Consider the following 14,005-nt stretch of genomic DNA (forward strand, 5'->3'; position numbering starts at 1 on the left):
TTGACGGGGACGAAAAGGCGGATGCCGTCACCACCGTCATTCGTATTGGCGACCGTGTGACTGTGTAGCATCGCGGAAATGACGACCCCTGCCTGAGCTGGGTGACGGCAACTCAGTTGCTCAAATAGCACCCTCTCGGTCGCATCCGTTGGCAACATCACATCGGAAGCGGTAGGTGCATCCGTCCCGCCACGTTCGGCATCGGCAGCTTGCGCCCCCGAATCGCTACACCCCGCCAAGACAATGAGGGTGGCGAGCAAATAGGCTTGTCTCGATATTATCATTTCGGCCTTGCTTCCCCTGGCAGGCAAATCCGCAATTGAGGAAGCTCCTCAAGGCGACGGAAAAATACAACTGATGCAATAAGCTATGCGGTGGCTCGCTGGACTATTCAAGCATCAATTCTGAACGAAAAAATCCGCCGATGGTGAAGCTTGAAAACTGACCGTCCTTCTGGATTTCTATCGGTCCAACCTCCTTAAGCCATCGGGCGGAGTCGTCATATGTCGGCTCCGCAACCGTTGGCTGCTCACGCAGTTCAGAAATTGCATCTTGCTTCACACCTTGGCGAACTACGACCCGGCTGACGGGCTTCGAGCCGAGGGGGAGAGGCCTTGGCAAGTCGATGTTGAGCTCACGGCCCAGATAACCGTCGTCGAACTTTGTCCGCAGCGCCTCTGCCTGCCCAAGTTCAGCACGCGCACGCGCATCTCGCTCTGCTACGATAGCCTCCCGTCGTTTCTCGGCCTTCTTTGTTTTTCGTCGGACGGCGGTGACTGAAAAGCCCAACGGCGCTGCGGTTACTTCTGCTGTTGCCTCGAATCCCGCCAGTCTCAATGCCTTTGCGATCATCCCTCGTGTAGCTGCATCGTCTGCGTTACTGATCTGATCCGACCGTACGGTCAAAGGCTCGTCAGGCTCCGGATCAATGATCGTCAGCTTGCTCTTTTCGCGGCCATCAACTCCGATTGACAAGCCGCATACAAGACGCTGGCCGGTATGCCCTGGCGGGAAGATTATCGACAGCTTTTGCGCCACTCCGCCGACTGGCGGTGGCCCTTTTCCTCCGAGTTGATTGCTACTGTACCCAACGCCCGATTGCGTTCCCTTGCACTCCACTACATGCCAGACGCCGGACAAATCACGGGCAACGAAATCCGGCGTTTTGTTCGGGCCGCGCTTGGCCGCGCGATGCTGCGTAGCGCCCGTTGATGCAGCAAAACGTTGCATGAAATATCGACCGTCGACAATCCTATCGAACTGCAGTTTGTCGTTGAGCCAGAGCATTGGAAGGCCCATCCCGAAATCGTCACTGAGGATTGTCTTCTGGTGAGCGTCCAGATCCGCGAAGCTCTGCGTCAGTCGCAAATCAGGGTCTGCTGAGATTGCCGCGAGATAACGCACCCAAGCCCAGAATTCGCTCAATGACACCCCAGTTGTAGCTATGGGCGTCGTCAAGAATCCGATCATCAGCAGTGCTGATGGCACATGAATATCAACGGTCTGAACACCGCTATGGAAGGTGCTCGGAAACGTTGGCAACGATCCCTTGCGCGGCCAAGTGCCCTTCTTGATGTCGATTGCCAACGATCGGTTCATAGCCTCGAATGGGTTCCCAAAGTTTGCATTTCTTCCACCGGCACGAGGTTCGGCGAATTGCACAGTCTTGATGGCTATCTGCTACAAATAGGTCAATTCTGTCCGAGTTTTCGAACTCACGCGGCCTATCCATCACGCGCCGGATCGGCTACAAAATCCACGTGAAACCAAGGCCTTTGTCATCGGTAATCGGGCGGGGAAGTGGTCGATCACATCGGTCCAAATAGGGAACAACTTCGCGCACACCGTACGCGACAAATCGCGGCTGGAAATGGCGGAGTGGTGCGGGTTTCGAGAGGTGGCAGCTTCTCAGTCAAAAATGACTTGTGATTTGGATATGACTGAAACGCTGGAAAACTGGGCATTTCCGCCCGTCAGATTTGATTTGCGACTTACCGCCTTCGAGAGGTAGCCGACTGCGACCAAAATTGCGATGGAAAGCGGATGTTGCAAGTGATAGCCAGCCGTCAACTGAGGAAAGCCTGTTGAGTAGCGCTGAGAATTGCCCCAAGAGGGGCAGAAATTATCACTGAGAATTGACCCATGCTTTCCTCGCCCCCGGCTGACAGTCGGGAGGCATCGGAGTGATCGACATGGACTTACTCAGTGTGATCCGCCGCTGGCACTTTCGGCAAGGCATACCCATTCGCGAGATCAAGCGGCGAACGGGATTATCGCGCAACACGATCCGCAGATATCTTCGCGCCGACGCGGTGGAGCCGGTATTCCAGGTTCCTGATAGACCAAGCAAGCTGGCCCCCTTTGCTGAGCAGTTGACGGGGTGGCTGCGGGTGGAGGCTGGCAAGTCGCGCAAACAGAAGCGGACAGCCAAGCAGCTTTACGCCGATCTCGTCGCACTCGGCTTTGACGGTTCGTATACTCGAGTGGCGGCGTTTGCGCGGGACTGGAAGCGCAGTCGCCAATATGAACAGCAGACCAGCGGACGCGGGACATTCGTCCCGCTGGTATTCCAGCCCGGTGAGGCCTTCCAGTTCGACTGGAGCGAGGACTGTGCGGTTCTTTGCCACTGTCGATCTGGTCAATGCGCTTGAACAGGAAAAGGCGGCCAACAGGGCTGGCCAGATTGCCGAGCGGCTGCTCAAGCTCGATCTCGTCATCCTGGATGAACTGGGATATCTGCCGTTCAGCCCGTCAGGTGGCGCCCTGCTGTTCCATCTGCTCAGCAAACTCTACGAGCGCACCAGTGTCGTGATTACAGCCAACCTCAGCTTCAGCGAATGGTCCGGCGTCTTCGGCGATGCCAAGATGACCACAGCCTTGCTCGATCGCCTCACCCATCATTGCCACATCCTCGAAACAGGCAATGACAGCTTCCGCTTCAGGGCCAGCTCCGCCGCACCCAAATCAAGAAAGGGATAAACCCAACTCTTGACCACGCCCCTCGTGGGCTGCACTTATCCAACACCCACCCGGGTCAATTCTCAGTGATAATTTCTGCCCCTCTTGGGTCAATTCTCAGCGCTACTCAACACACGGAGTACAGATTGAGCATGTCACGCAACATGTCGCCCAAGCCAGTCACCCTGAAAGTCGGGGATATTTCCCTGTCCGGCCTGCGGATGGGGGACAAGCATGCCGACACCCTTGTCATCGCCCTTCACGGGGGGGGATATGACGCGAATTACTGGCATGTGGGCGACCAGTATGACGGATCGCTGTTGCGGCTGGGGGCCGGGCTCGGCTTTGACGTGCTGGCGCTGGACCGCCCCGGTTACGGAGCATCGTCCGGCGTCTCGCCCGGTGGCTTCACGCTGGAGCAGCAGGCCGACATCCTTTTCGCTTTGCTGGACAGCATAAACGACGACCGGCCAGTCTACCTCGTCGGTCATTCCATGGGCGGAATATTGGCCGTCATGATGGCGGCCGACGATCGTGGCGCCCGGCTGAGCGGGATAGATGTGTCCGGCGTCCCGCTACACTATCCCCCCGATATGCGGAAGCAACTGGCTTTGTCCCTCGAAGGAGATGCGGGGAGCATCGGCACGTCGGCACCACCCTCACCGGAAAGATTGCGTGAGATGTTCTACGGCCCCGACGACAGCTTTGACCCTGCTTTGGCGGCTTTGGTCGATGGCAAGAACGTTGCTCCACTGGCGGAGGTCCGGAATGCCGCAAACGCGCCGGATGTTCTCCCTCCCCTGATGCGCGACGTCCGTGTCCCGGTGCAATGGACGATTGCAGAGCATGAGAGATCAAGTACGGGCGGGAAGGACATGCTGAACTTTGTGGCTTCCAACTTACCAGAATGTCCACACCTGGCAACATTTTGGCAAAAGCAATCAGGTCATAATATCAGCATCCACCATGTGGGCCTTGCTTACCATCTGCGAGCTCTGGCTTTTTTCTCGGAATGCCATACTTTACTTCCTGAAGCGGTATGATCGCAAATTTCATACAGCTTTACTTTCATTGATTGATATTTTTCGTTTTTTTGAAATTCCTTGCATTTTTCTATCCTGCGGTTGCAGTCGCACCCTGATGACTCTTAAGGTGTCCTGAGAGTTCGGAGGGCAAAGTATTGCATGGGAAACTTGGTTGAGCGTGGTCGGGTCCTGTCAAAGCAAACTGGCAGGCGGGGCAGGGTCGTGCTAGCTGGCGCGGATGACCCGGTCAGTCAACCCGTTCCGCTACTTCAACTCGTCCCCCGAGATTATCCGCCTCGCGGTGCTGATGTATGTGCGATTCCCGTTGTCGTTGCGGAACGTGGAAGACCTTCTGTTCGAGCGAGGGATCGACATCTGCCATGAGACGGTGCGGTTGTGGTGGAACAGGTTCGGGCCGATGTTTGCTGCCGATATCCGCAGGCAGCGGGTTAACCGGATGGCGGGCTTCAGGCATTGGCGATGGCACCTCGATGAGATGTACGTCAAACTGAATGGCGAGATGGTTTATCTCTGGCGTGCTGTCGACCATGAAGGCGAGGTGCTGGAAAGCTTTGTTACCAGGAAACGGGACAAATTCGCAGCTTTGACCTTCATGAAGAAGGCGTTGAAGCGACACGGAAAGGCTGAGGCCATTGTCACCGACGGGCTGCGTTCCTATCCCGCAGCGATGCGGGAACTGGGAAATGAGGGGCGGCGCGAGGTCGGCAGGTATCTGAACAACCGTGCGGAAAACTCACACCTGCCGTTTCGACGAAGAGAGCGTGCAATGCTGCGGTTTCGGCAGATGAAGTCGCTGCAGAAATTCGCCTCGGTCCATGCCTCCATCCACAATCACTTCTCGCAGGAACGCCACCTCGTCGACCGACAAACCTTCAAGCTTCGTCGCTCGGCCGCGCTGGTCGAGTGGCAGTCGCTTGTGGCCTGAAGTTTCGATGCTGTAGCGGCAACTCCGCCAAGTGGAGAGCGGTTCGCTTTGGACGGACAGCAAGAGTGGACTGAAGGCGCCGGATCAGGACTTATCAGGCGTCGGGTGGGGCGAGTGGAAGTTCAATGCGGAAGGTGCTGCCAGCGCCCGGCGCGCTTTGGACCAGGATAACATCGCCGGAGTGGAGCCCGACAAGCTGTCGCACGAGCGCGAGGCCAATGCCCAGACCATCGCGGGCGGCGCGGGAAGTGCCATCGATCTGTGCGAACAGTTCGAAGATGCCGTCCTGCGCCTCGGGCGGGATACCAATGCCAGTGTCGGTGATTTCGATCCATGCCGTATCGTTCGTGCGGCTGGCGGAAAGGTGGATCGTTCCCGGATCCGGCGTATATTTGGCGGCGTTGGTGATGAGATTGATCACGGCTTGGGCGATCCGCACTTCATCGCCAAAAAGCCAGATCGGCTCTGGCGCGATTTCGGCCACGAGCGTGTGGCCATCCGCTTCTAGTACACCCTGGCAGGACTCCATCGCGTATCCAAGGGCGTCCTGCAGCACGAAGGGTTTCTTCGACAGCGATATCTTGCCCTCGTTGATGCGGGCGATGTTCAGCAGGTCTTCCACCAGCCGCGTCAGGTGATTGAGGCTTCGCTGCATCTGCCCGCGGACGACAGCACCGGCCGGCCCTTCGCTGCGCCTGTCCAGCAGGTTAAGGCCAGCGTTCAGCGCCGCCACCGGATTGCGCAGTTCATGGCCGAGGATGGCGAGAAAGCGGTTCTTGTGCTGGTCTGCGGATTTCAGCGCTGCGGTGAGCGTATCGAGCTCGTCGCGCTGGCGGATGATCCGCCGGCGCTGGGCGTAAAGATCGAAGAACACCGCGGCCTTGGACCGCAGGATGTCCGCCTCGATCGGCTTCTGCAGGAAATCGACCGCGCCCGCCTCATAGCCGCGGAAGCGGCGCTGATGGTCGGCGCTGCCCGCGGTCAGGAAGATGATCGGGATATGGCGGGTGCGTTCGGCCCCGCGCATGAACTCGGCCAATTGGAACCCGTCCATGCCGGGCATCTGCACGTCGAGCAGCGCCAGCGCCATGTCCTGCACAAGCAGCAGTTCTAGCGCTTCCTCGCCACTGGTCGCCTTGTGGCAGACCAACCCCTTGCGCTGGAGCAGGGCTTCCAGCGCCAGCAGGTTCTCGGGCAGGTCGTCCACCAACAGGCAATGGATCGGTTCGGCGGTCATGCCGGCACCAGGTTGACCAGGAAGGCGGTGATCCCGTCCAGCGTCTCAACGCGCGCATCGGGGCAGCGGGCCAGCGCGGCGGCGGGCATGGCGCCAGACATGGCGCTGGCCGGGTCCTGAACGATGGCGATCCCGCCCGCCGCCGCCACCGCGCGCAGGCCTTCGGCGCCATCGTGGTTGGCGCCGGTCAGGACTATGCCGACCAGTCCCCCGCCAAACGCGTCGGCGGCGCTTTCAAGCAGCACGTCGATCGCCGGGCGGCTGTAGTTGACCGGCTCGTCGGCCGAAAGGGCAAGGGTGCCATCCCGTTCCACCAGCAGGTGATAGTCAGAAGGAGCGAAGTAGACGGTGCCGGGGGCGGCCGGTTCCTTGTCCTCCGCCTCCTTGACCACGATGTCGCAGCGCGCTTCGAACAGCGAGACCAGCGCGTTGCCGCGATCGGCCGGCACGTGGACCACGATCAGCACCGGCACCGGCAGGCTGGCGGGCAGCGGCGGCAGGATGTGCAGCAGCGCCTGGACCGCTCCGGCCGAAGCGCCGATGGCCACCGCGGTGATTCCGCCATCGTTCATGCCTCTGCCCTCTGGTAAATCTTCTCCGCCGGCACGAAGGGTGCAAACGATGCGGCGTGGCGGGTGAAGCGCAGGCTTTCCTTCGACCCGAGGCCGAGGAAGCCCTTGCGCGCCAGCGAATCCCGGAACAGCCCGATCGCCCGGTCCTGAAGATCGCGATCGAAATAGATCAGCACGTTGCGGCACGAAACGAGCTGCATCTCGCCGAAGACCGAATCCGTGACCAGGCTGTGATCGGAAAACACCACGCGTTCGCGCAGCGTCTTGTCGAAGATCGCCCCGCCGTGCGCGGCACGATAGTAATCCGAAAGCGAGGAACGCCCGCCGGACTTCTGGTGGTTTTCGGTATAGGTGCGGATCAGGTCGAGCGGGTAGACCGCCCGTTCGGCCGCATCGAGCGCATCGGGGTTGATGTCGGTGGCATAGAACAGCGTGCGGTCATACAGCCCCTCCTCGCGGAACAGGATCGCCAGCGAGTAGAGTTCCTCCCCCCGGCTGCACCCGGCCACCCAGACCTTCAGCGAGGGATAGGTGGCGAGATGCGGCAGCACCTTTTCCCGCAGGGCACGGAAATAGGAGGGATCGCGGAACATCTCGCTGACCTGCACGGTCAGGTAGTTGAGCAAGCGCGGCAGAACGGTTTCATCATGCAGCACCGCCTCCTGCATCGCCGAAAGGCTGGTGTACCCCAGCTGCGTGCGCGCCTGCACCAGCCGCCGCTTGATCGATGCCTGGGCATACTTGCGGAAGTCATAGTGATAGCGCCGATGCAGCGCCTCGAGAAACAGCTGGATCTCGATATCCTCGATGTTGTCACCCGCCATCATGTGATCACCGCGGCATCCACACGCGGACAAGGCTGAGCAGCTTGTCGACGTCGATCGGCTTGGCCATGTAGTCGTTCGCCCCGGCGGCCAGGCATTTTTCCTGGTCATCGGGCATCGCCTTGGCCGTGAGCATCACGATCGGCAGGTCCTTCCAGCGCGGATCGCGGCGGATTTCGCGGGCGGCGGAAAGTCCGTCCATCACCGGCATCATCACGTCCATCAGCACGAGGTCGACCGCCTCGGCGGGATTGCCGGCGCTGGCGTCAAGCGCGTCGATCGCCTCGCGTCCATTGCGCGCGATTGCGATCTTCGCGCCGCGCGGTTCCAGCACGCTGGTCAGCGAATAGACATTGCGGACATCGTCCTCCACGATCAGGATACGCCGGCCTTCCAGCGCGGCATCGCGGAAGCGGGCCTTCTGCAGCATGCGTTGCTGCTCTGCCGGCAGATCGGCCACGACCTGGTGCAGGAACAGGGTCACCTCGTCGAGCAGTCGCTCGGGCGACTTGGCGCCCTTGATGATGATCGAGCTGGAAAAGCGCCGCAGGCGCTGCTCTTCGTCTGCCGACAGTTCGCGCCCGGTATAGACGATCACCGGCGGGAAGCTTTTTTCCTCGTTGCGGCTGAGCGTTTCGAGCAGGTCCATGCCAGAACTGTCGGGCAGCGTCAGGTCAAGCACCATGCAGTCGAAAGTCTGCTTGTCCAGCTGCTCAAGGCATTCGGCGGCAGTGCCGGCGCCCACCGTCTCGACATCGCCGGTCAGCAGCAAGCGGCTGACCGCGTCGCGCTGCACCGGATCGTCCTCCACGATCAGCACGCGGCGCATCCGCGTGGCCAGCTGGTCCTGCAGCCGCCCGAGCACTTCGGCCAGGTCATCGCGGCGGATCGGCTTGACGTGATAGCCGACCGCACCCAGCGCCAGCGCGGTCTGCGCATGGTCGCTGGCCGATATCACGTGGATCGGGATGTGGCGGGTCTGGTCATCGTGCTTCAGCCGATCGAGCACGGTCAGCCCGGATTGGTCGGGCAGGCCAAGGTCCAGCACGATGGCGCTGGGCCGGTGCTCGCCTGCCAGGTGGATGGCTTCCTCGGCACTGCTGGCGATGATGCACTGGAAGTCCATCTCGTGCGAAAGATCGCAGACGATCTGGGCGAAGGGCGCATCGTCTTCCACCACCAGCAACAGGCGCCGGGTGCGGTCGAGCATGTCGCGATCGTCTGCGACAGCCGCCGCAATGTGGCGCAGGGCGAGGCGAGGGGCCTCCTGCGGCATGGGCAGGGCTTCGGCAGCGCGCGGCGCAAGTGCCGGGGCCGAAATCGGGCCAACTGCCGCGGCATCATAGATCTCGGGCACTGTCAGCGTGAACGTGCTGCCTTCACCCAGGGTGCTCGCCAGTCCGATCGTGCCGCCGAGCAGCCGCGCCAGTTCGCGCGATATGGACAGGCCGAGCCCCGTGCCGCCATACTTGCGGCTGATCGCGCCATCAGCTTGCTGGAACGCGCCGAAGATCGTTTCCTGCTGTTCGGGCGAAATGCCGATGCCGGTGTCGCTTACCGCAAACGCCAGCCGGCCTTCGCTTGCTGGCGTAATTTCCAGTCTCACCACGCCGTGCTCGGTAAACTTGAACGCGTTGGACAGCAGGTTGCGCAGCACCTGTTCGATGCGCATGCGGTCCGTCTCTATGCAGTCGGGCGTACCCGGCTGGATCACCATTTCGAACCCAAGCCCGCGCTGTTCGGCCACTGGGGCGAAGATCTGCCGCAGATCGCCCATCAGGCGCTGGAGCGTCAGCGGTTCGGACTGGATCTTCACGTGGCCGGCCTCGATCTTCGACAGGTCGAGAATGTCGTTGATCAGCGTGAGCAGGTCGTTGCCCGAGGATTCGATGGTGCGCGCGAACTTCACCTGGTCGGGTGAAAGGTTGCCGTCCGGGTTGTCGCCCAGCAGCTTCGACAGGATCAGCAGCGAATTGAGCGGTGTGCGCAGCTCGTGGCTCATGTTGGCGAGGAAGTCTGACTTGTACTGGCTCGCCTGCGCCAGTTCCTGCGCCTTCCGTTCAAGCGAGACCGCCGATTGCTCCAGCTTGCCGCGCTGCATTTCCAGCGTCTGCGCCTGTTCCTCCAGCTCGCTGTTGGTCTGCTCCAGCTCCACCTGTTGCTGTTCCAGCCGGGCCTGCGATTCCTTCAGTGCGCGGCCCTGTTCTTCCAGCTCTTCGTTCGAGACGCGCAGTTCCTCGCTCTGCGCCTGCAGCTCCGCCTTCTGTCGCTGCGTTTCCTCCAGCGCATCCTGCAACCGGGTTCGGAAACGCGCGGAGCGCAGCGCGATGCCCAGGCTGTCTGCCACCTCGGCCAGCAGTTCCAGCGCGCGGGCAGGGACCGCATCAAAGAAGCCGAGTTCGATGACTCCGTTGACCAGCCCGTCCGCCGTCGTCGGCGCGATCACCAGATGGCGCGGCTGCGCCCGTCCAAAGGCCGATCCGATTGTGAGATAGGTCTCGGGTACGTCCTCGATCACCAAGGGCTCTCCCTGCCTGGCCACGCGGCCCAGCAGTCCGTCACCCACGGTGAAACTTCCGGGCATATCGCCGTCGCCGGGCACGCCCAGCGTAGCGACCCGCTTGAAGACGCCGCCATCGCCCTTGAACAGGGCCGCGCCCTGAAAACCGAGATAGCCTGACAGGAACGTCAGCGCGTCCTCGCCGATCTGCTCCACGCCCTTGTCACCACGAACCGCCTCGGCCAGCCCCAGTTGCCCCGCCCGCAGCCAATCCTGTCGCGCCTTGATCGCGGCGTTGCGCTGCACCAGCAGGAAGATCGCGATGGTCAGGCCTGCGCCGATCAGGCCGGCGATCACGCTGCTGGTCACCGCTCCGCGCGATGCTGCCGCCATCTCTTCCAGCCGCAGCACTCGCTGGCGCGCTTCCTCGGATTTCATCACATCGATCTGCCGGCGGATGGCCTGCATCTCCTGCTGCCCGGCATCGGTGGAAACGGCGGCCAGTGCCGGGGCGAAACCCTGCGTCCGGCGCAGTTCCACGGTCTGTGCCAGTTCGGCCAGCTTTGCTTCCACATGCGGGCGCAGGTCGGCCAGGTTGTTGGCCTGCACCGGATCATCCACGGTCAGCGTGCGCACACCTTCCAGCCGCTCGCCCACGCCGGTCACCGCCTGGCGGTAAGGTTGGAGGTAGCTGTCCTTGCCAGTCAGCACATAGCCGCGCTGGCCCGTTTCGGCATCCTGCACCGTCGAAAACAGGCGATCGAGCGCAACCAGCATGGAATGCGTTGCGCGCACTGCCGCATCGGCATCACGAACCGATTGAATGTTGGCATAGGAGATGAAGCTGCTGACCGCAAAGAACGCCAGGCCGGCAAGAAGTCCCAAAGACGACCACAAGCGCACCCGCATCGTCTCAGGCGCGCGCATCGACGCATCCACGGAGTATTGCGAGTGTCGAGTGACTGGCACCAAAGCAACCGATTTCGGTAATTGTAGCCCCCTCGCAAGCTGGCAAACTGCGGGCAAGGCTGCCACCCTTCTGCAGGGATGCATGCCAAACCGGCGCCAATACGCTCAGGCTTGCGCAAGGTTCCCGATCTGCCGCGCCAAACGATCGCGATGCGATTGTTCGTGGATTGCATTGCCAAGGAGGCACGCAGATTCGGCAATTGCCGGTGTCGGCATGGGCTAATGTGGATGCTGGCCCCGGATGCACGCACGATCCATCGGCACGATCGGAAATGAAACGCGCGCGGCTCGAACATTGCGCCGCATTTCCACTTTTGTCCCGCATTTCCCGGCCTCGGCACGAGCGACTTTGCGCGCCGACGGCAGCGCCCTGATCGAGACCGCCGGCGCCGATATGGGCCAGGGTGCCTGGACGGCGCTGGCCCAGATCGGGGCGGAAGCGCTCGGCCTCGATCCGGCCCAGGTCGAATTCCGGTCCGGCATTTCCACCCTGCCGGATGGCGGCATTGCCGGCGGCTCCGGCCATACCGCCAGCGCCGGCCAGGCGCTGCACGAGGCGGGGCATGACGCCATCGCCACGCTGACGGCATTGGCGGTCAACGATCCGGAATCGCCGCTTTACGGCGCCGGCAATATCGGCATCGCCGCCCGAAACGGCCGCCTGCATCGTCGCGACGACGAAGGGCGCAGCGAAACCTATGCCGCAATCCTCGCCCGCGCCGGAATGCGCGAGGTGGTCGGCACGGCGAAGACGGCGCGCGATCCGGCCGCCGCCGCCGCATATGCCATGTATTCGCATGGTGCGGTGTTTGCCGAGGTGACCATCGATCCCGATCTCGGGCAGATACGCGCGACGCGCCTCGTCGGCGCCTTCGCCGCCGGGCGGATCATCAATCCGCTGACGGTGCGCAGCCAGTATTACGGCGGCATGATCTGGGGTGCCTCCTTCGCGCTGCATGAGGAGGCGGTGACCGACCGTCGCACCGGTCGGATCATGAATGCGGATCTCGCCGAATACCATGTGCCCGTCAATGCCGACGTCCCGTCGCTGGAGGCGATCCTGGTGCCGGAAGAGGATGCCTTCGTCAATCCGATCGGCGTCAAGGGCGTCGGCGAAATCGGCATCACCGGCACCGTTGGCGCCATCGCCAATGCCATCTGGCATGCGACCGGCGTGCGGGTGCGGCGTTTCCCCGTTCGTATCGAGGAACTCCTGCCGGCGCTGGGATAACGCGATGTCCGCAAAACCCTTCTCCCCGTGTGGGGAGAAGGGGTCAAAGACAATGCCCTCCCCGATATCTTCACCGGCTGGCGTGGATCGGCGGCAGGCGGTCGAACCAGGGGCGGGCTTCCTCGAGGTCGCGGGCGAGGCGCACCAAAGTCGCCTCGTCGGCGAAGCGGCCGACGACCTGGATGCCGACCGGCATGCCCTCCGCGCTCATGCCGAGCGGCAGGCTGACGGAGGGCTGGCCGGTAGCGTTGAAGGTGCCGAGGAAGGTGAACAGCGTTGTATCGCCTTCGGAAAAATCGGCGGCCGTCAGGTCTTCGCGCGTCGTCGAGAAGAGGCCGTGCGGCGGCGCCGTCACCGGCGTCGTCGGGGTCAGCAGGATGTCGTATCGCGCCGTGGCAATCGCCACCGCATGGCGGATGCGGCGCATCACCTCGAAAATATTGACGATCTCGGCCGGCGACATGGCCAGGGTCTGCTCGGTCAGTTTCAAGAGCACCGGCTCCATCGTCGTGGCATCGAGCGGCCGGCCGAGCATCTTTGCCAGCGCCGGCATTTCGGCAAGGCCGAGATTGAAGCCGCCCATGACCCCGACCATGATATCCTCCGGATTGACCGGCGAGGCGATCTCCTCGATCTCGTGACCCATGTCGGCCAGCAATTTTGCCGTCTCGTCGAGAACGGCGAGCACATCCGGCGCAATCGGCACCCGGCCCCAGGCCGTGCGGGCGATGCCGATGCGCAATTTGCCGGTCGGGCGCTGCAATTCGTCGCGATAGGGCCGCTCGGGCTGGGCAATAATGAAGGGATCGCCCGGCTCCGGCCCGGAGAACACATCGAGCGCCGCCGCCATGTCGCGCACCGTGCGGCAGACGACGAATTCGCGTGCGAGGCCAAACAGTGAATCCTGATGATCCGGCCCGCCGGAAACGCGGCCGCGCGACGGATTGAGCCCGACCAGGCCGCACCAGCCGGCTGGAATGCGGATCGAGCCGCCACCGTCCGACGCATGCGCCATCGGCACGACGCCGGCGGCAACCGCCGCCGCCGCGCCGCCGGACGAGCCGCCGGCCGAGCGTTCGGGATGCCAGGGATTGCAGGTGATGCCTTCGAGCAGGGTTTCGGTAAAACCGGCAAAGGCGAATTCCGGCACGGCGCTGCGCCCGACATAATGCAGGCCGGCGGCCTTGGCGCGGGTGGTGTAATAGCTGTCCTCGGTCGCGACATTGCCCTGCATCAGCCGGCTGCCATATTCCTGCAGCCGGCCCGCCTCCTTCGCCCCGACATCCTTGCGCAGGAAAGGCACGCCGGCAAAGGCGCCCTCCTTCGGCCCGGTCACGTCTTCCGCGTCGGCATAGAATTCGACGACGGCATTGATCGCCGGATCGACCTTCTCATGGGCGGCGCGGGCAAGGGCGGTCAGTTCGCGGGGCGAAATTTCCTTGCGCCGGACCAGATCGGCAAGGCCGGTTGCATCGTGGCGGCAATAATCGGACAGAGTCATGAAACATCCTTTTGAAAACGACGAAAAGACGGCCGCGCAGCCGCGACCGTCCGATCATGGGGCGTTCGGCGCGCTTACTTCAGCACATCGGTCCAGATCTTTGTGTAGAGCTTCTGGATCCGACATTCCCCAAGTGGCCTGCCGCTTGACTTCAAGATCGCCTGATTTTGCTCGCTGGGCAAGCGTTTTTCGCCCCGAGCGGTGTCTGTCGTCGCGCAAACGGCCGAAGTCGGGTGGATCAA

General features: G+C 62.2%; 10 protein-coding genes and 2 pseudogenes. 5 read left to right on the forward strand and 7 right to left on the reverse strand.

Going from position 1 to position 14,005, the window contains the following annotated elements:
• On the reverse strand, positions 1-284 hold a 284-nt coding region (locus POM99_RS21345), incomplete at its 3' end, for a hypothetical protein (RefSeq protein WP_277280737.1).
• A gap of 103 nt (positions 285-387) precedes the next feature.
• The gene (locus POM99_RS21350) at positions 388-1,587 is read right to left on the reverse strand and encodes a hypothetical protein (protein WP_277280739.1); all 1,200 of its coding nucleotides are present in this window, start codon (positions 1,585-1,587) and stop codon (positions 388-390) included.
• 605 nt (positions 1,588-2,192) lie between these two features.
• On the opposite strand from POM99_RS21350, the pseudogene POM99_RS21355 reads away from it, so the two are divergent.
• The 4 genes and pseudogenes from POM99_RS21355 to POM99_RS21370 form a co-directional block, all read left to right on the forward strand.
• Positions 2,193-2,621, forward strand: a pseudogene (locus tag POM99_RS21355) (IS21 family transposase); the annotation flags it as partial.
• Positions 2,605-2,979: pseudogene (locus POM99_RS21360) on the forward strand (ATP-binding protein); the annotation flags it as partial. The pseudogenes POM99_RS21355 and POM99_RS21360, both read left to right, overlap by 17 nt.
• A 131-nt stretch (positions 2,980-3,110) precedes the next feature.
• Positions 3,111-4,001 (forward strand): alpha/beta hydrolase, encoded by an 891-nt coding sequence (locus POM99_RS21365; protein WP_277280741.1) that lies wholly within the window; start codon positions 3,111-3,113, stop codon positions 3,999-4,001.
• A 220-nt stretch (positions 4,002-4,221) separates the two neighbouring features.
• On the forward strand, positions 4,222-4,929 hold the full coding sequence (locus POM99_RS21370) for an IS6 family transposase (protein ID WP_277280743.1): 708 nt from the start codon (positions 4,222-4,224) through the stop codon (positions 4,927-4,929).
• A 94-nt stretch (positions 4,930-5,023) separates the two neighbouring features.
• On the opposite strand, the gene POM99_RS21375 is transcribed toward POM99_RS21370, so the two are convergent.
• The 4 genes from POM99_RS21375 to POM99_RS21390 are packed head-to-tail and all read right to left on the reverse strand — an operon-like array spanning position 5,024 to position 10,989.
• Positions 5,024-6,166, reverse strand: a complete 1,143-nt coding sequence (locus POM99_RS21375; RefSeq protein WP_277280744.1) for a hybrid sensor histidine kinase/response regulator — start codon at positions 6,164-6,166, stop codon at positions 5,024-5,026.
• Positions 6,163-6,738, reverse strand: coding sequence for a chemotaxis protein CheB (locus POM99_RS21380; RefSeq protein WP_277280746.1), 576 nt, complete (start codon positions 6,736-6,738; stop codon positions 6,163-6,165). The genes POM99_RS21375 and POM99_RS21380 overlap by 4 nt, the downstream gene beginning before the upstream one ends.
• A complete protein-coding gene (locus POM99_RS21385) occupies positions 6,735-7,562 on the reverse strand; it encodes a CheR family methyltransferase (RefSeq protein ID WP_277280748.1) in 828 nt (275 codons plus the stop codon). The genes POM99_RS21380 and POM99_RS21385 overlap by 4 nt, the downstream gene beginning before the upstream one ends.
• Before the next feature lie 7 nt (positions 7,563-7,569).
• Positions 7,570-10,989 (reverse strand): response regulator, encoded by a 3,420-nt coding sequence (locus POM99_RS21390; RefSeq protein ID WP_277280750.1) that lies wholly within the window; start codon positions 10,987-10,989, stop codon positions 7,570-7,572.
• Between the two features lie 283 nt (positions 10,990-11,272).
• Here POM99_RS21390 and POM99_RS21395 point away from each other — a divergent pair, with 283 nt between their 5' ends.
• A complete protein-coding gene (locus POM99_RS21395) occupies positions 11,273-12,262 on the forward strand; it encodes a xanthine dehydrogenase family protein molybdopterin-binding subunit (protein WP_277280752.1) in 990 nt (329 codons plus the stop codon).
• Between the two features lie 70 nt (positions 12,263-12,332).
• Here POM99_RS21395 and POM99_RS21400 read toward each other — a convergent pair whose 3' ends face one another.
• A complete protein-coding gene (locus POM99_RS21400; protein ID WP_277280754.1) occupies positions 12,333-13,763 on the reverse strand; it encodes an amidase in 1,431 nt (476 codons plus the stop codon).
• Positions 13,764-14,005: the final 242 nt, after the last annotated feature.

Source organism: Novosphingobium cyanobacteriorum (assembly GCF_029436685.1).
GTDB classification, from domain to species: Bacteria; Pseudomonadota; Alphaproteobacteria; order Sphingomonadales; family Sphingomonadaceae; genus Novosphingobium; species Novosphingobium cyanobacteriorum.

What these genes read in the sequence shown, in the direction of transcription:
- POM99_RS21365 (WP_277280741.1), top strand. Translation starts at nt 3,111, where the DNA reads ATGTCACGCAACATGTCGCCCAAGCCAGTCACCCTGAAAGTCGGGGAT.
- POM99_RS21370 (WP_277280743.1), top strand. Translation starts at nt 4,222, where the DNA reads ATGACCCGGTCAGTCAACCCGTTCCGCTACTTCAACTCGTCCCCCGAG.
- POM99_RS21375 (WP_277280744.1), bottom strand. Translation starts at nt 6,166, where the DNA reads ATGACCGCCGAACCGATCCATTGCCTGTTGGTGGACGACCTGCCCGAG.
- POM99_RS21380 (WP_277280746.1), bottom strand. Translation starts at nt 6,738, where the DNA reads ATGAACGATGGCGGAATCACCGCGGTGGCCATCGGCGCTTCGGCCGGA.
- POM99_RS21385 (WP_277280748.1), bottom strand. Translation starts at nt 7,562, where the DNA reads ATGGCGGGTGACAACATCGAGGATATCGAGATCCAGCTGTTTCTCGAG.
- POM99_RS21390 (WP_277280750.1), bottom strand. Translation starts at nt 10,989, where the DNA reads ATGCGCGCGCCTGAGACGATGCGGGTGCGCTTGTGGTCGTCTTTGGGA.
- POM99_RS21395 (WP_277280752.1), top strand. Translation starts at nt 11,273, where the DNA reads ATGCACGCACGATCCATCGGCACGATCGGAAATGAAACGCGCGCGGCT.
- POM99_RS21400 (WP_277280754.1), bottom strand. Translation starts at nt 13,763, where the DNA reads ATGACTCTGTCCGATTATTGCCGCCACGATGCAACCGGCCTTGCCGAT.